Below are 17,276 nucleotides of genomic sequence, written 5' to 3'. Positions count from 1 at the left end.
GATGTCCGACTTCGCGCCGATACCGGGCGAGACGCCGATCGACGTTAGCCACCTGCGCGACCGATCGATCCGCACGCGTGCGGAGCTCGCGCGGCGAGAATTCGCCAACATACGGCGGCCGATCGTGCGTTACCTTTCGAGCCGCCCGAATCGTCGGCTGGCTCCGTTCACCTTCGAGTGGATGCTCGGATTGCACGGCGAGATGTTCGGCGAAGTGTGGCAGTGGGCCGGACAGACACGCACAGAAAACCTGAATCTAGGCAGCGTCTGGCAGCAAGTCGGTCCAAGCCTGCTCGACCTGGCGAGCGATCTTGCCTACTGGCGGAAGCAACCGCCCTTCGAGGTCGTAGTGCAGTCCGCCACGCTGCACTATCGCGCCGTGGCCATTCATCCTTTCGCGAATGGCAACGGGCGCTGGGCGCGCCTGCTGGCCAATATCTGGCTAGCACAGCATCGGCACGCGATCGTCATCTGGCCCGAGACCGGCTTCTCGACCGGCACGAGCCCGATTCGCGACGAATACCTCGCTGCCTGCCGCGCTGCCGACGCTGGTGATCTCGCTCCCCTCATCGCGCTCCATCGAGCGCATCTCGAGCCCGAGTAAAGCGAGCGACGCTGGCCCGTCGCCGCGATTGAACAATCATGCCGCGCGTGGTCTACTCTCCCTTTTCGCGTTGGCGGTGTCCTATCTGATTGAGCGCCCACGCACTGCTCTGCCACCTGCACCCAGACTTCGTGCCACCACGAACTATTGCCGCCCATGCCAGCCGAACGCCCTGTTTTTCCCGAACCCAAAGGCAGTCCGAACTTTCCGGAAATGGAGTTGGGCCTGATTCGGCTCTGGAACGAGCGGAAAATCTACGACAAGTCGCTCGCCGCGCGCAAGAGCGAGAACGCTCCCCGCTTCGTTTTTTATGAGGGCCCTCCGACCGCCAACGGCCTGCCCCACCCGGGACATTGCCTGACGCGGGCCATCAAGGATCTCTTCCCGCGCTACCGCACCATGCGGGGCTACCTTTGCGAACGCAAAGCGGGCTGGGACACGCACGGCCTGCCGGTCGAGGTCGAAGTCAGCAAAGAGCTCGGCATCCACTCGAAAGAAGAGATCGAGGCCTACGGCATCGAGCCCTTCATCCATCGCTGCATCGAGAGCGTCTTTCGCTACACGCAGCAGTGGGAACGGCTCACCGAACGCATCGGCTTCTGGATCCGCCTCGACGAGGCCTACGTCACCTACCACCAGAGCTTCATCGAAAGCGTCTGGTGGGCGCTGGCCAACCTGTTCAACCGCGGACTGCTCTACCAGGGACACAAGATCGTCTGGTGGTGGGCCCAAGGGGGCACCGCCCTCTCGTCGGGCGAAGTCGGACAAGGCTACCGCGAAGTGGCCGATCCGAGCGTCTACGTGCGATTCCCGCTCGTCGACGCGCCGCGGGAACTCGCCGATACCGACCTGCTCGTCTGGACGACCACTCCCTGGACGCTCCCCAGCAATCAATTCGCCGCGGTCCATCCCGAACTGGACTACGCCGTGGTTCGTGTGGCCGAAGAGCAGCGGCGTTTGATCCTCGCCGCCGCGCTGGTCGAGACCATCGCCGCCAAGGTGGGGAAGGAATTCACCGTCGAACGCACGCTGCGCGGCGCCGATCTCATCGGCCTGCGTTACCAGCCCCCCTTCGATTACTACTACCAGACGCTTGGCGCGCGCCGCGGCGGACTGATGGCCGGGGGATCGCAGCAGGTGGCTTGGCGCGTCGTCGCGGCCGACTTCGTCACCGTCGACAGTGGCACGGGCGTGGTGCATCAAGCGCCCGCCTTCGGCGAGGTCGACTTCGAGCTGCTCACGAGCGAGCAAGCCCGGTTCGCTCCCGGCGAAGGCCCCGAACTGATCTGCGCCGTCGGTCCCGATGGTCGCTTCACGGACGAAGCGCCCGACTGGAAAGGCCGCTGGGTGAAAGAGGCCGACAAGGACATCTCGCGCGAGTTGCGACGCCGCGAGTTGCTGTTCCATCTGGAGCAATACCTCCACGACTATCCCTTTTGCTGGCGGAGCGATGAAGATCCGCTCATCCAATATCCGCGCAAAAGCTGGTTCATCCGCACGACCGAATTCAAGGACCGGATGCTGGCCAACAACAGCCGCATCAACTGGCTGCCCGAGCACATCCGCGACGGCCGCTTCGGCAATTTCCTCGAGACGAACGTCGATTGGGCCATCTCGCGCGAACGCTACTGGGGCACGCCGCTGCCGATCTGGGTCTGCGAAGCGACAGGGCACATGGAGGCCATCGCCAGCTACGACGAGCTGCTCGCCAAGCCAGGCATCGCCGGCACGGATGTCTGGGAAGCGGCGAAGAAGGCGAATCCGCAGCTCTCCGATCACCTGCGCGTTCACAAGCCCTACATCGACGCCGTAACGTACGATTCGCCGCGCGCGCCGGGCAAACGGATGCGCCGCGTGACCGAGGTCATCGACTGCTGGTTCGACAGCGGCGCGATGCCCTTCGCCCAGTGGGGTTATCCCCATCAAGGCGCGGAGAGATTCGCGGAACAGTTTCCCGCCGATTTCATCAGCGAGGCGATCGACCAGACACGTGGCTGGTTCTACAGCCAGTTGGCCATCAGCACGCTCTTATTCGGCGATGAAGCGAAGAAGAACGTGCCGGCTTGTAAGCCAGTCGATTATCCGCACCCCTTCCGCAATTGCATCGTTCTCGGGCTCATGCTGGGCGAAGACGGGCAGAAGATGTCCAAAAGCAAGCGGAACTATCGCGAGCCGAACGAGATCTTCGATCGCTACGGCGCCGACGCCTTGCGCTGGTACTTCTTCGCCAATCAGCCCCCCTGGACGTCGATCCGCTACAGCGAGCAGGCGATCAAGGAAAGCATCCCGGAATTTCTACTGCGACTGTGGAACGTCTACAGCTTCTTTGTCATCTACGCCAACATCGACGGCTTCGACCCCGCCGCGCGGCTGCGCGGCGAGGCGGGCCAGCTCGACGATGCCGTGCTCGCGCGGGCAGACGGATATCGCCCCATCGCCGAACGAGGCGAGCTCGATCGCTGGCTGCTGGGCGAGTTGCATCGCACGACGCAATTCGTTACCGAGCGGATGGACGCCTACGACAACTACGCCGCCTGCGGACAGATCACCGAGTTCGTCGATGCCCTGTCGAACTGGTACGTCCGCCGCAGCCGCGACCGCTTTTGGAGCAATGATGCCGGGCCCGACAAGACTGACGCCTACTGGACGCTGTACGAGTGTCTCGTCACGACGTCGAAGCTGATCGCGTCCTTCGTCCCGTTCCTGGCCGAGTCGCTATGGCAAAACCTGGTGGTGGCGCCGTTCCACCAGCGTGCGGTCGAAAGCGTACACCTCTGCAACTTTCCCGCGGCGCGCGAAGAGGCGATCGACGCCAAGCTCTCGGCCGAGATGCACCTGGTGCGCGAAATCGTTTCGCTCGGACGCAGTGCCCGCATGGGAGCGAAGCTCAAGGTGCGACAACCCCTCTCGAAAGTGGAGATCATCCTGGCCGAACCGTCGCATCAGGCCTGGCTCGAGCAGCACGCCCCACTGATTCGCGAGGAGTTGAACGTCCACCAAGTGGAATTCACCCGCGCGGCCGATGAGTATATCGAATACACGGTGCTGCCCGACCTGAAGAAGCTCGGCCCCAAGTTGGGCAAGCGATTGCCGGCGCTCAAGTCGACGCTCGCCCAGGCCGACGCGGCGGCGTTGCTGCGCGAGCTGGAATCGAGCGGTGTGGTGAAGCTTGCCCTGCCCGACGGCGAGCTTGCGCTCGATCGCGACGACCTGCAGATCCGCCTACAGGCCAAGCCCGGCTGGGCCGCGGCGCATGGCCCCGAGGCGGTCGTCGTGCTGGCTGCCGAGCTGACCGATGAACTATTGGCCGAAGGTCGTGCCCGCGAGCTCGTCCACCTGATCCAAGGCCGCCGCAAGGATCTCAGTTGTGCCTACACCGACCGCATCGCCGTGGGCGTCGTGACCGACAGCACCGAAGTTCACGCCGCAATGAGCGCGCATGGCGACTATATTCGAACCGAGACGCTAGCCCTCGAACTGACGCACGAGGCCCTACCGGGCGTCGATCCGGTCGAAGCAAAGCTCGACGGCGCGACGTTGCACCTGTATGTGAAGGTGGCCGCGAATGGCTAGCCATTGGATACATTTACCATCAAGCAAGTGGCACAGGCTGCTAGCCTGTGCAATCCCAGCACAGACTAGCAGCCTGTGCCACTTTGCACTGGACTGTGCCAGGAGCGCGCAGCCATGAGCGGCACGGCGAACACCTATTCACCACTGCGCTTGGCCGTCCTCATCTCGGGCGGCGGCACGACGCTGGCCAATCTGCTCGCCAAGATCGACGAATGCGCGCTCGACGCCGAGGTGCGCCTCGTCATCACCAGCAACCCCGCCGCGCGTGGGATCGACATCGCCCTGCGAGCCGGCATTCCGGTCGAGATCATCGAGCGCAGCGAATACCGCGATCTGGCCGACTTCAGTCGCGCGAACTTCGACCCAATCCGCAAGGCGGGCGTCGATCTGGTGGCGATGGGTGGCTACTTGAAGCTCGTGCCGATTCCCGACGATTTCGCCGGCCGCGTCATGAACATTCACCCTTCGCTCATCCCCGCGTTTTGCGGCAAGGGTTTTTACGGACATCACGTCCACGAAGCGGTGCTCGAGTACGGCGCCAAGGTGAGCGGCTGCACCGTTCACTTCGTCGACAACCAATACGACCACGGGCCGATCGTTCTACAGCGTACCGTGCCGGTCGAAGCGGGAGACACGCCCGACGACCTTGCTGCCCGCGTCTTCGCCGCCGAGTGCGAGGCGTATCCCGCGGCACTGCAGCTCTTTGCCGCTGGCCGTTTACGCATCGACGGCCGCGTCGTGCATGTCGCGCCCGAGTAGCGGAGCTTAAAGGGCTCAAACCTCGACATATCCCAGCGAGCGATAGAGCGCGACCGCTTCGGACCAGGCCTGGTGCGTCTCGAGACGCACTTCGCGATAGCCGGCGTCCCATGCGGCCTGTTCCAGCAGCGACATCAAATGCTGCGCGATTCCACGTCGTCGCCAGATCGGTCGCACGGCCAGCCAATGCACGACCGGCACTTCGCTCGCCTGGCCGGTGCGTAGGGCCATCGTCACCGTGCCGATTGCCTGACGGACGCCGGGCAATTGTTCCACCTCGGCGATCCACATTCGCTCGGGCCGCCACCACGGCTTCGCGAGAATCTCGACCTCAAAATCTCGCGACGTCCAGCGACGTACCCCTACTTGCTGCCGCGCAAAGGCCGCATGACGCACGTCGAGCCACGCCTCGACGTCGGCCGGCCCGGCGTAGTGGCGGATCGTCACTCCGGGGAGAGGCTGCAGCTCCGGCCGCCCTTCGAGCCGGTGAATAAGCTGCAGCACGTCCGACATTCCCGTCATCCTCATCCAAAATCCGTCGCCGCCTGCTAGAGGCCTCGGCGAACCAACACGAGCCCATCCATCAACCCACAACACAATACAAAACAACAACTTAGAACTCAATCGCTGGTTCGCCAGGTGAGGCGATTCGATCAATTATCGTCCAAATTAAAGCGCGAACTTGATTGAATTCATTCACTAAACTGATTGATTTCAAATCAAAACTCCTGGATAATCGATCGCAAGGAGCCAAGTTCGGTTCTCCAGGATACGAAGCATGGTCCTAGCCGAGGAACGTCGCCATCGTCTGCTCGAGCTGGTCCGCACGCGCGGCTTTGCCTCGCTGCCGGAGCTGGTCGAGGAGCTGGCCGTCTCCGAATCGACGATCCGCCGCGATCTCGACTACCTCGAAGAGGCCGGCGCCGCGCGGCGCACGCACGGCGGCGTCTTCTATGCCGGTCATGCCCCGAAGTTTCCTCACTTCGAGGAACGCCAGCCGGCGCAGTGGGACAAAAAACGGGCCATCGCCGAGCGGGCGGTAGCCCTCATCGAAAGTGGCGACACCGTGCTGCTCGACGGCGGATCGACCACCTACGAGGTGGCCCGACTGCTCGTCGGACGCTCGCTACAGGTGGTGACCAACTCGCTGCCCGTGGCGAACCTGTTTGCCGCCGATCCGAGCGCCGATCTCGTGTTGCTGGGGGGCTACGTCTATCCCCGCACGGGCGTGTCGCTGGGACCGTATGCCAACCAGATGCTCGCCGAGATCCGCGTGCGGCGCACCGTGCTCAGCGTGGGAGGCATCACCGAGCGGGGTTACTTCAACAGCAACCTGCTGCTGGTCGAGACCGAACGCGCCATGATGAACGCCGCGGATGAAGTCATCGTCGTGACCGACAGTTCGAAATTCGGGAAGCAAAGCCTGGCCCATCTCGCCGAGCTCGGCGCCGTCGATCGACTCGTCGTCGACACCGAGATCACCGAAGACTGGCGCAGCCGCCTCATCGCGGCCGGAGTGAAACTCTCCCTCGCCGGCCAGACAGACAACGGATAAACGGGAAATCCAACGGGTGCCATGCCCTCACGGCGCTAGCTGCGTCGGCATGTTCCATACACGCGAACAACACGCATGATTGCCAACACATCATCGCTCGATCGAGCCACCGTCGAACGGATCGTCCGCGAAATCGTCTCGCGCCAATTTGGCGGCCGCGCCAGCGGCATGCCAGAACTGGTCGTCAGCATCTCGGCGCGGCACGTGCATCTGACCGATGAGCACGTCGAGACCCTCTTCGGCCCCGGGCGCAAGCTCACGCCCGCTAAGCCCCTCTATCAAGATGGCTTCTACGCGGCGGAAGAGACGGTCATGATCGTCGGCCCGCGCAAGCGCATGCTCCCCTCGGTGCGCGTGCTCGGTCCCACGCGGCCGAAGAGCCAGGTCGAGCTCGCCTTCACCGATGCCATCTCGCTCGGCATCGATGTGCCGGTGCGTGCCAGTGGCAATATCGCGGACACGCCCGGTTGCGTCCTCGTCGGACCGCACGGCGTCGTCGAATTGAAAGCAGGCGTGATCCGCGCCGAGCGGCACGTCCACATGCACCACGATCACGCCGCCTTTTACGGCGTGAAGAATGGCGACCGCATCAACCTGCGGATCGAGTCGAGCTGCTCGACCGTGCTCGAGGACCTGCTCGTGCGGGCCGACGCGACGAGCAAGCTCGAAGTCCACATCGACACCGACGAAGGGAACGCGGTCGATCTCGACCACGCCACCCGCGTCGAGCTGGTGAAGAAACCGAAACCGTGCGCCTGTGCGCACTAGACCGTACGTTTTTGTTCCTTGATTCCTGGAGACGACTTACATGGCTAAGGCAATGGAAGCGCTCGGCATGATCGAGACCAAGGGTTTCGTGACCCTGATCGAGGCGAGCGACGCAATGATGAAGGCGGCCAACGTCCAGTTCCTGGGCTGGCAGAAGATCGGCAGCGGCCTGGTGACGGCGTTCGTCACGGGGGATGTGGCCGCCGTGAAGGCTGCTACCGACGCGGGCGCCGCCGCCGCGGGTCGTATCGGCGAAGTGGTCAGCGTGCAGGTCATTCCCCGTCCGCACGACGACCTGAAGACCGTCCTCCCCGAGATCGGCCACTAGTATTCGTATTAGGCGCGATGAATAGAGCGCCTCGCGAACAACCCACTGCCAAAACAACCCAGCAGTGTCACACAGACGCATCGAACAGATCACCAACGGAAAGGCATAGTGCTCAACATGCAAGACGCCATCGGATTGATTGAAACACGCGGCCTCGTGGCCTTGATCGAGGCGACCGACGCCATGGCCAAGGCGGCCAACGTGCAGATCGTAAAGCAAGTGCAGATCGGCGGCGCCTACGGCACGACCATCGTCCGCGGCGACGTCGGCAGCGTGCGTGCGGCGGTCGAGGCCGGCGCGAATGCGGCGACGCAAGTCGGCGAGCTCGTGGCCAGCCACATTATCCCCCGTCCGGCCGAAGGTCTCGTCACCGCCTTCCTGTCGTAAGCAGGCCATCACGGGGAGAACTCCAAGCGTGCGTGGCACTGCTGGCTCGCCCAGCAGTGTCGGAAAGGCTGAAGCAAATCGAAGAACCACTGCTGGGCAAGCCAGCAGTGCCACGCTTCGAGCAATGGATTCCCTTCATTGCTTCTGAGGAAATCTGTCCGAAGGATCGCAGGAGTCGCAACCACATGTACGTCCTGGTAGCCAATCTCGGCTCAACCAGCTTCAAGTACCGCTTGTTCGACATGCGCGACGAGCGGCAACTGGCGCGGGGGGGCGTCGAGCGCATCGGTGCGCCAGAAAGCCGCACGTTCGTCGAAATCGGCGGCGTGCGTCGCGAAGAGACCATGCACGTGCCCGACCATGCCGTCGCGGTGCGTCAGTGCCTCGCGCAGCTCACCGACCCGCAGCAAGGATGCCTCGCGCGGGCCGAGGATGTCGCCGCCATCGGCTTCAAGGCCGTACACGGCGGCGATATCAGTGGCGTGCAGTTGGTGGACGAGCGCGTGCTCGCGGCGCTCGATCGCATGGCCCGGGTCGCACCGGCACACAATCCCCCCTATGCCAAGGCCATGCGAGTCCTGCGCGAACGCCTGCCCGAGATGCCACTCATCGCGGCGTTCGAGACGGGCTTTCACCAAACGATGCCCGAGCACAACAAGTACTACGCGGTCCCTTACGAGTGGGCCACGAAGTATCACGTGCGTCGCTGGGGCTTCCATGGCGCCAGCCATCGCTACATCGCCACGCGCACGGCCGAGTTGTTGGGGCGCAACGATCTGCGAATCATCTCCTGCCATCTCGGTGGCTCGAGCTCGCTCTGTGCGATACGAAACGGGCAGAGCGTGGCCACCTCGATGGGCATGAGCCCGCAGTCGGGTGTGCCCCACAACAATCGTGTGGGAGACTTCGACGCGTTCTCCCTGCCGGTATTGATGGAAGCCACGGGCAAGTCGCTCGACGAACTGCTCGACGAGCTGGCCGAGCGGAGCGGCTTGCTCGGCCTCAGCGGCACGAGCGGCGACGTGCGCGATCTGGAAGAGGCCGCCGCGCAGGGCAATCAGCAGGCACAACTCGCACTGGATGTCTTCATCGGTGCGACGCGACGTGAATTGGGGGCCTTGCTCGTCGAACTCGGCGGAGCCGACGTGCTCGTCTTCACCGGGGGCATCGGCGAGAACGGCGCGCGTGTACGCGAAGCGGTCTGCCGCGACTTGCGTGAATTGGGCCTCGAACTCGACCTGGCGGCCAATCAAGCGGCGCGGGGAGAAGCGAAGATCAGCGCGGCCGAAAGCCGTACGGCGATCTGGACGATTCCCACGAACGAAGAGCTGATCGTCGCGCGGCAGACAAGGCAACTACTCAACGAAAGCTAACCAATGTTCCTGGCCAAAGTAACCGGCAGCGTCGTTTCGACGCAGAAGGTCGCCTCGATGGTGGGCTACAAGCTGCTCGTCGTCGAACCCTATCGCGTCGATGAGCAAGATCGCTCGCGTCTGAAGGGGACGGGCCGCACGTTTGTCGCCGTCGATACGCTCGGCGCCGGCATCGACGAGTTCGTGCTCATCGTACAAGGCTCGAGCGCCCGACTCACGCCCGAGACGAAGCAGCTACCGGTCGATTGCGCCGTGATCGGCATCGTCGACACGGTCCACGTCGATCAAGCAAGAGTCTTCCACCGCGAAGGGGATTCGCCGGGGCGGTAGTGACTGCACCAGCTCTCCCCCTGCCCTCTCTCGCCAGAGCGGCGGGGAGATAACGAACAAGACAACCTAATCCGCTAGAGATCAATTCGAGATGCAAGCTACTGAAGCCTTGATTCGCAATGTGGTCGAAGAGGTGCTCGCGCAGCTCAAAGGCGCGCCGGCCGCCGTTGCTGCCCCGCGCAGCAAGGGGCGTTTCGGCATCTTCGATTCGGTCGACGACGCCGTCGACGCCGCCACCGACGCCTTCGAGCAACTCTCGACCCGCACGGTCGCCGATCGCAAGCGGGTCATCGATCACATCCGCCGTATCTCGATCGAGCAGTCGGTCGAGCTCGGCACGATGGAAATGGAAGAGACGAAAATCGGCCGGCTCGTCCACAAGATCGAAAAGCTCAAAACGCTCGGCGAGCGCACGCCCGGCGTCGAGTTTCTCCGCAGCGAGGTCTTCAGCGGCGATCGCGGCCTGGCCGTCATCGAACATGCCCCGTTCGGCGTCATCGGCTGCATCACGCCCGTCACCCACTCGCTTCCCACGATCACCGGCAACGCGGTGAGCATGATCGCCGGCGGTAATACGCTGGTGGTGAATCCCCACCCGAGCGGTCGCCGCGTGGCCGCTGAAGGCGTGCGCCGCTTCAACGAGGCCATCTATCGCGATCTCGGCATCGACAACCTGATCTGCGTCATCGCCGAGCCGACGCTCGAATCGGCCGACGCCATCTTCCGCCATCGCGGCGTGAAGCTGATCTGCGTGACGGGCGGTCCGGCCGTGGCCCGCGCCGCCATGAACAGCGGCAAGCGCGCCATCGTGGCCGGCCCCGGCAATCCGCCCGTGGTGGTGGACGAAACGGCCGACCTCGACCGTGCGGCCCGGGCGATCATCCAGGGCGCCTCGTACGACAACAACCTGCTCTGCATCGCGGAGAAAGAGGTCTTCGTCGTCGATGCGGTCTTCGATCGCATGCTCGCGGCGATGGAAAAAGCGGGCGCCGTCAAGCTCTGTGCCCGTGAAGTCGACGCGCTGACGAAGGTCGCCATCACCCAGGTGGGCGAAGGCAATCATCGCCACGACGTGCCCGCCAAGGAGTTCCTCGGCCAGGACGCGGCCGTCCTCGCACGAGGCATCGGCAAGAGCGTATCGGCGGAAACCGAGGTGCTCTTCGGCGAGACCGACGAGTCGAACCCCTTCGTGCCGGTCGAACAGATGATGCCTTTCCTCCCCTTCGTGCGCTGCCGCGACGTCGACGAGGCGATCGCCAAGGCCAAGCACTTCGAACATGGCTTCCGCCACACGGCCATCATTCACTCGAACGACGTCCGCAACATGACCAAGATGGGGCGCGCGCTCGACACCACGCTCTTCGTCAAGAACGGGCCATGCATGTCGTCGCTCGGCTTGGGGGGCGAAGGCTACATCAGCTTCTCGATCGCCACGCCGACGGGCGAAGGCGTGACCACACCACTGACTTTTACCCGCGAGCGGCGCTGCTCGCTGATCGACGACCTGTGCATCCTGGGCAAGTAAAACACGGTCAACGCAAAGCCAAAGTAGGTCAGGTACGCCGTACCTGACAATGTTCGATGTTGCTAACTCGATAGGTTGTCAGGTACGGCGTACCTGACCTACAAGAATCCCAACCCGAAGCGTAAGCGAGGGAGAGCGAAGGATTCGACCCAAAGTCGCCAAGCAACACAGACGGCAAGAGAACAAGCCATGAACCTCGGGCGAGTCGTCGGAACGGCAACCTCCACGGTGAAGCACGCGTCGATGAACGGCGCGAAGCTGCTCATCGTGCAGCGTTACCAGACCGACGGCGTCACGCCCGACGAAGATCCGGTGCTCGTGATCGACACGCTCGGCGCCGGCCGCGGCGCGATGGTCATGCTCACCAGCGACGGTCCCGAAGCGGCCAAGATCCTAGGGGACGACCGAACGCCGGTCCGCTGGAGCGTGCAGGGAATCGTCGATCCATGAGCCACGTGCAAGGACTGCCAAACGAAAGCGAAATCGAACGAATCGTGCGCGACGTGCTCGCCCGCCTACAGGGGAATGGTGCCGCGGAGAAACAGGCCCCGGCGGTGAAAGCAGAGGAACCAAACGACAACGGCGAGCGACTTGTGCTGCACGAACGTGTGGTGAGCGTAGCCACGATCGTCGATCGTCTGACGAACAAACGCGCGGTGGTCGTGCCGGCCACGGCGATCGTCACGCCCGCCACACGCGATCTGTTGTGGGATCGCGGCATTTCGCTCGTACGGCAGGCGCCGCGAAAGCCCCCGGCGCAGCTAGGCTTGCGTAGGGTCGTCGGCGTGGCAGAAACGAACGATGAGCCAACCGGTCTGCTGGCAGGGCTGAAGGAAGAAGTACAGCAAGTGTCTCGAGTCGGTCTGGTAGGTGTGGTGGACGAAATCGTCGATCAAGTCGCGCGTGGCGGCGCGATCGGCGTGCTCTTCACCGATGCCGCCGATGCGGCCCTCTGCCTGGCGAACCGAACCTCGGGCGTGCGGGCCGTGCTGGCACGGTCGGCGAACCTGGCGCGACAAGCTCGAGCCTCGCTCGCCGCGAACTTGTTCGTCATCGAGCCAAAAGGAAAAAGCCTGTTCGAGCTGAGACAGATCGTCGTCGCCACGACGGCGCCAGCAGGTCACTCGCTCGGAGAAGGAGTCAAGCAACGCTTGGTCTGAAATGCGAATTGGCGAAGTCATCGGCACCGTCACGCTCAATCGTGCCCACCCGCTCCTCGTGGGTGGAAGCTTGCGTCTGGCAGTGCCCCTCACGCTCGACAATCTCCGGGGCGAGCCCGGCCAGCGGGCCGAGCCGATCGTCGTGTACGACGACCTCGGCGCCGGCAACGGCAGCTTGATCGCCATCAGCGAAGGACGCGAGGCTGCCCAACCCTTCGACCCCGCAGGCAAACCGATCGACGCTTACAACGCGGCCATCCTCGACACCATCGATCTCGAGCCGCCGACCAGGAAAGGAAATCGAAAGTCACGCGCATGAACGTTTATCAAATCAAGAAAGACATCTGCGAGATCGGCCGCCGGCTGTATCAGAAGGGCTTTGCCGCCGCCAACGACGGCAACATCAGCTATCGCATCGGCGAGAACGAAGTCGTCTGCTCGCCGACGATGATCTGCAAGGGGTTCATGACCCCCGAGGATCTCTGCACGGTCGATCTCGATGGCAAGCAACTCTCGGGCCGCCGCAAGCGCACGAGCGAGATCCTGCTCCACCTGGCGATCATGCGCGAACGGCCCGACGTGAAGAGCGTCGTCCACTGCCATCCGCCCCATGCCACGGCCTTCGCCATTGCCCGCGAGCCGATCCCGCAGTGCGTGCTGCCCGAGGTCGAGGTGTTCCTCGGCGACATCCCCATCGCGAAGTACGAAACCCCCGGCACGCAGAAGTTCGCCGACACGGTCTTGCCCTTCGCCAAGAAGACGAACGTGATGATCCTGGCCAACCACGGCACGATCAGCTACGGCACGTCGGTCGAGCAGGCCTACTGGTGGACCGAGATCCTCGACGCCTACTGCCGCATGCTGCTCTTGGCGAAACAATTGGGCCGCGTGAACTACTTCACCGAAGGCGAAACTCGCGAACTGCTGGATCTGAAGTCGCGTCTCGGTTTCGCCGACGCCCGCTTCAACGAAGATATGCAGAACTGCGACATCTGTGCGAACGACGTCTTCCGCGAGAGCTGGAAGGAAGCCGGCATCGAGCAGCGTGCCTTCGACGCTCCCCCAGTGATGCGGAAGGCGACCGCCGCGGCGACCAGTGCCGCCGTAGCATCGCTACCCGCCGGCATCGATCAAGAAGCGCTCGTGCAGGCAATCACCACCCGCGTGCTCGAAGCGCTCGCGCAAAAGTAGGTCAGGTACCCCCGTACCTGACAGAGATCAGAAAAGACTCACGCCAAGTCGCGTAGTCGCAAAGAGAAAGATTCCCGCATGAAAGTCAGTATCATCGGCGGCGGCGGTCTCGTCGGCTCTTCGACCGCCTTCGCCCTGCAAATGGGCGCCGTCGTACGACATTTGGCGCTGCTCGACGTGAATGCGGAGTTGGCCGCGGGACAGGCCCTCGACCTGTTGCACGGCGCGACGCTCGTCGCTGATCAAACCATCACGGCCGACGGCTACGACGAGATCCCCGACAGCGACGTGATCTGCATCACCGCCGGCCTGCGGCGCAAGCCCGACGAAAGCCGCTTGGATCTCATCAATCGCAACGTCGATCTCTTCCTCGGCATCCTGGGCGAGATCCAAAAGGTCGGTCATAGGCAAGATGCCATCGTCGTCGTTGTTTCGAACCCCGTCGACGTGCTGACCTACCTGGCCGCCGATCGATTGAACCTGCCTTCGTCGCAAGTGATCGGCCTGGGCACGCAGCTCGACACGATCCGCTTTCGCAGCCTGATTGCCGAAAAGCTGACGCTGCCGCCGACGCAGGTCTCGGCCCTGATCCTGGGTGAGCACGGCGACAGCATGGTGCCGATCTGGTCGAGCGCCACGGCCGCCAGTCTACCCCTCGACAAGTACCCCGGCTGGACGCCCCACCTGGCCACCGAACTCTTCACGCGCACCAAGGGCTCCGGCGCCGAGGTCATCAAGCGCAAGGGGGGCGCGGGCTTCGCCGTCGGCATCGCCATTCGCGAGGTCATCGAATCGATCGCCCTCGATCGCCGCCGCGTGCTGCCCGTCTCGAGCGTGCAGCGCGGCGCGTACGGCATTCGCAACGTCGCCCTCTCGGTGCCGACGATCGTGGGACGCCAGGGGGTACTCGGTACGGTCGAGCCGGAGCTGTGGCCCAAGGAACTCCAGGCCCTGCGCACCAGCGCGGGCGTACTCCGTCAAACGACCGACACCGTCCTCTCGCGCGTGGGTGCGACCCATAAGTAGCAGGAAGTGATAGAGATGCCGGTAGAAAAAGCCGGACAGTGTGCCATGCCTTCACAGCGCTAGCTGGGTAGGCATGCGGGGAGCTTCGAGACTGACGGAAAACGATGACACGGACGAAACGAATATCATGCCGGTAGAAAAATCGCTCGATCGCAAGCTTGCCGCCATTCACGCCGATCCTTCCGGCTGCCGCGAGTTCATTCTGGCCGATGCCAAGGATGCCGACATGGCCTTCGGTATCGGCGCGCCGGGGCATTCGCCCGAAATGCATGCCGGCGAGGTACGACTCCGCACGTTGGCCGAGTATCGCGAGCAGATTCGTCAGATCGTGCGACAAGGTTATGTCGACATCATGCTCATGTCGGCCAGCACGAACGACGTCCTCTCGATCGGCGAGCGCCTGTTCGACGACAGCGCGGTCACACCAGCCGCCCGGGCCAACGACACGAGCGACATCTTCGTCTTGCGCGGTGCGAAGTACCTCGAGCAACCCTCGCAGCCCTTCCGCACCGCTACCATCGACCACATCCAGTGCGGCAAGGTCGATTGCGCCCCGCACGAACGCCAGCGTGGAGCGAACCTGGGCCTCTACAGCATGACGTTCAACAACCGGTTGGACGAAGATCTCCGCTCGCTCGAAGAATACCGCCGCTTCCGAATCGAGGCAGAACAAAAAGGCTTTCGGCATTTCCTCGAAGTCTTTGATCCGAACTCTCCCGAAGGGCTATCTGCCGAGCAGATCCCCTCTTTCGTCAACGACTGTATCGCCCGAGCGCTGGCCGGCGTCTCGCAGACGGGGCGTCCGCAGTTCTTGAAGATCGTCTACCACGGTCCGAAAGCACTCGAAGAGCTTTGTGCCTACGATCCGCATCTGGTCGTGGGCATCCTCGGCGGTGGATCGGGCACGACCTACGACGCCTTCAAGCTGCTGGCCGAAGCACGCCGCTATGGCGCCCGCGTGGCCCTCTTCGGACGCAAGATCAACAACGCCGAGTGCCAGCTCGCCTTCGTGCAGTTCCTGCGTCTGCTCGCCGACGGCGAGATCGAACCGGAAGAAGCGGTTCGCGCCTACCACGGCGTGCTTGAAAAGCTGAGCATCAAGCCGCAGCGCTCGCTCGCAGACGACCTCACGCTGCAAACCAATGTCATGAGCTACGGCGGCTCGTCGTCGGTCTCGCTGCCGACGGGAATTCCGACCTCGAAGCAGCCGGCAAAGACGGTTGCCTCGCGCCCGACCACTGCTGGCGTGGCCCCTTCGACGCCGGACAAGCCAAACTTCGCCCAGATGACGCAGGCCGAGAAGCTGGCCTACAACAAAGCCCGCCGCGATCGCATCTTTGGGTAGTGTCGAAGATCGAACCGGTCCTCGCTGACGCGTCGGATTGTGATGTTGCTAGCGGGTAGCACCGATCATCTTGCGCTAGAAGCGTTCCTTTCGAAACAAGCACAAGTCGCAAGATGGTCGGTGTCGCGCAGCGACAAGAGGACCTGGGACCGCGTGGTCTCGCGCAACGGTGGTTCACCTTCGTTTGCATGACCACGACGACACGACGTGCCGCTCACTCACCGCAGATCTCGGCCAGCTCGCGCAGATAGTCGATCGCCTCGTCGAGTTCCGGCACTTCGACCTTCCGCCGGCGTCCTTCGCGGTCACAGCGCGCCAGCAGCATCAGCTCTTCAAACGATTCGTCCGCCTCGAGTCGCCGACGCGAACGAGCACCGAGCTTCCCTTCACGCAGGGCGGTTGCGTCCGCGTGATGCTCGATGAGCCAGGCCGTGCGTGGCGTGATCGCATCCCCCAGGGCGGCGAGCGCCGCGCGGATGTGATCGTGGCGATCGATTCCCTTGCCCACGTCGTGCAACAACGCCGCGAGCAGGAATTCTTCGTCATAGGGCAAGTGACCACGTGCCAGGTCGAAAACCTGCAAGCTATGGCAAAGGGCGTCCCCTTCCGGATGTCGCTTCGGGCTTTGCTTCACGTGCTCGAGTGGTGCGAGCAGCATGCGATAGACCTCGAAGCGATCCTCAGGCACCGGCTCGAGCAGCTCCGCCCCCAACGTGATGTCGGCATATCGCTCGACAAGCAGATGCTCGAACTCCACCAGATCGGCCCAACCGTGCAACGTCAGGCCATCGCCACTGGCAAAGACCGACGTCTCGTCGCCGTGTACCAGCACCTCGAAGCCGGCCGGCGCGTCGAGCGATAAACGCATCGCATCTCGTTCCGGCTCATCGACGGCGCGAAAGCGCACACCGTCGTCCGCAAGCATCGCCAGCACTTCGCGGGCAGACTCGGCAAAGACATGAATCCAGCCGACGACTACCCCCGTCATAGAAAAATCGATTTCGAGAGCGGACAAGAGCCGTCCCACCAGCACGGGCCGAAAGGCCTTCAACCGGCGCATCAACCTCAAGGCGTCGAGACTCAACAAACGCCGATCGTCGTCCGCGCCATCGGCATGCTGCCGCTCGGCCATCAGCTCGAGCTCGTCCCGGATCTCGCGATCGGTGGGCAGATCGTCGGGATGTTGCCAGCCGCGCGTAATGCTCTGCGCGGCCCGCGTCTTGGCACGGGTCAACTCCGACTCGTGCCGGCGGAGCATGAGCCGGGCAGCTTCGTAGGCAACCTGCCTGCGGATGCGTTCGTGCGACATGGGCCTCGTGCGCCGAGAGAAAGCCATCAATGCGGCGCGGTGG

Annotated in this window: 18 protein-coding genes; 16 read left to right on the top strand and 2 right to left on the bottom strand. The window is 63.5% G+C overall.

The window, feature by feature from the left end; genetic code table 11:
• Position 1 precedes the first annotated feature (1 nt).
• The 3 genes from KF708_17365 to purN all read left to right on the top strand — a co-directional run bounded on the left by KF708_17365 (position 2) and on the right by purN (position 4,936).
• Positions 2–604, top strand: coding sequence for a mobile mystery protein B (locus tag KF708_17365; protein MBX3414459.1), 603 nt, complete (start codon positions 2–4; stop codon positions 602–604).
• Between the two features lie 156 nt (positions 605–760).
• Positions 761–4,177: an isoleucine--tRNA ligase gene (gene ileS / locus KF708_17360; protein ID MBX3414458.1), complete on the top strand. Its 3,417-nt coding sequence runs from the start codon at positions 761–763 to the stop codon at positions 4,175–4,177.
• A gap of 114 nt (positions 4,178–4,291) precedes the next feature.
• Positions 4,292–4,936: a phosphoribosylglycinamide formyltransferase gene (gene purN / locus KF708_17355; GenBank protein MBX3414457.1), complete on the top strand. Its 645-nt coding sequence runs from the start codon at positions 4,292–4,294 to the stop codon at positions 4,934–4,936.
• Between the two features lie 15 nt (positions 4,937–4,951).
• Here purN and KF708_17350 read toward each other — a convergent pair whose 3' ends face one another.
• Positions 4,952–5,449, bottom strand: a complete 498-nt coding sequence (locus tag KF708_17350; GenBank protein ID MBX3414456.1) for a GNAT family N-acetyltransferase — start codon at positions 5,447–5,449, stop codon at positions 4,952–4,954.
• A 265-nt stretch (positions 5,450–5,714) separates the two neighbouring features.
• Between KF708_17350 and KF708_17345 the strand changes: the two genes are divergently transcribed.
• The 13 genes from KF708_17345 (at position 5,715) to KF708_17285 (ending at position 15,924) form a co-directional block, all read left to right on the top strand.
• Entirely contained in the window at positions 5,715–6,491 is a 777-nt protein-coding gene (locus KF708_17345; protein MBX3414455.1) for a DeoR/GlpR transcriptional regulator, read from the top strand.
• 75 nt (positions 6,492–6,566) lie between these two features.
• Positions 6,567–7,259, top strand: coding sequence for a phosphate propanoyltransferase (locus tag KF708_17340; GenBank protein ID MBX3414454.1), 693 nt, complete (start codon positions 6,567–6,569; stop codon positions 7,257–7,259).
• Between the two features lie 40 nt (positions 7,260–7,299).
• Positions 7,300–7,587 (top strand): ethanolamine utilization microcompartment protein EutM, encoded by a 288-nt coding sequence (eutM, locus tag KF708_17335; protein MBX3414453.1) that lies wholly within the window; start codon positions 7,300–7,302, stop codon positions 7,585–7,587.
• Positions 7,588–7,704: 117 nt separating this feature from the next.
• Positions 7,705–7,974: a BMC domain-containing protein gene (locus KF708_17330; GenBank protein ID MBX3414452.1), complete on the top strand. Its 270-nt coding sequence runs from the start codon at positions 7,705–7,707 to the stop codon at positions 7,972–7,974.
• 185 nt (positions 7,975–8,159) lie between these two features.
• Positions 8,160–9,347: an acetate/propionate family kinase gene (locus KF708_17325; protein MBX3414451.1), complete on the top strand. Its 1,188-nt coding sequence runs from the start codon at positions 8,160–8,162 to the stop codon at positions 9,345–9,347.
• Between the two features lie 3 nt (positions 9,348–9,350).
• A complete protein-coding gene (locus KF708_17320) occupies positions 9,351–9,677 on the top strand; it encodes a EutN/CcmL family microcompartment protein (protein ID MBX3414450.1) in 327 nt (108 codons plus the stop codon).
• Positions 9,678–9,768: 91 nt separating this feature from the next.
• Complete coding sequence (locus KF708_17315) at positions 9,769–11,202, top strand: aldehyde dehydrogenase EutE (GenBank protein MBX3414449.1); 1,434 nt, start codon at positions 9,769–9,771, stop codon at positions 11,200–11,202.
• A 189-nt stretch (positions 11,203–11,391) separates the two neighbouring features.
• A complete protein-coding gene (locus KF708_17310) occupies positions 11,392–11,652 on the top strand; it encodes a EutN/CcmL family microcompartment protein (protein MBX3414448.1) in 261 nt (86 codons plus the stop codon).
• Positions 11,649–12,362 (top strand): hypothetical protein, encoded by a 714-nt coding sequence (locus KF708_17305; protein MBX3414447.1) that lies wholly within the window; start codon positions 11,649–11,651, stop codon positions 12,360–12,362. Before KF708_17310 ends, KF708_17305 begins: the two co-directional genes overlap by 4 nt.
• Before the next feature lies 1 nt (position 12,363).
• Positions 12,364–12,681 (top strand): carbon dioxide concentrating mechanism protein CcmL, encoded by a 318-nt coding sequence (locus tag KF708_17300; GenBank protein MBX3414446.1) that lies wholly within the window; start codon positions 12,364–12,366, stop codon positions 12,679–12,681.
• Positions 12,678–13,553, top strand: a complete 876-nt coding sequence (locus KF708_17295) for a class II aldolase/adducin family protein (protein ID MBX3414445.1) — start codon at positions 12,678–12,680, stop codon at positions 13,551–13,553. The genes KF708_17300 and KF708_17295 overlap by 4 nt, the downstream gene beginning before the upstream one ends.
• Positions 13,554–13,631: 78 nt before the next feature.
• On the top strand, positions 13,632–14,579 hold the full coding sequence (locus KF708_17290) for a lactate/malate dehydrogenase family protein (GenBank protein MBX3414444.1): 948 nt from the start codon (positions 13,632–13,634) through the stop codon (positions 14,577–14,579).
• 127 nt (positions 14,580–14,706) lie between these two features.
• Positions 14,707–15,924, top strand: a complete 1,218-nt coding sequence (locus KF708_17285) for a hypothetical protein (protein ID MBX3414443.1) — start codon at positions 14,707–14,709, stop codon at positions 15,922–15,924.
• 214 nt (positions 15,925–16,138) lie between these two features.
• Here the strand turns inward: KF708_17285 and KF708_17280 are convergent, their stop codons facing one another.
• The gene (locus tag KF708_17280; protein MBX3414442.1) at positions 16,139–17,233 is read right to left on the bottom strand and encodes an HD domain-containing protein; all 1,095 of its coding nucleotides are present in this window, start codon (positions 17,231–17,233) and stop codon (positions 16,139–16,141) included.
• Positions 17,234–17,276: the final 43 nt, after the last annotated feature.

The sequence above is a fragment of the Pirellulales bacterium genome (assembly GCA_019636335.1).
Lineage (GTDB): Bacteria > Planctomycetota > Planctomycetia > Pirellulales > JAEUIK01 > JAHBXR01.
Note: the sequence above shows the minus strand (reverse complement) of the source record. Positions and strands in the feature narration are given on the sequence as shown.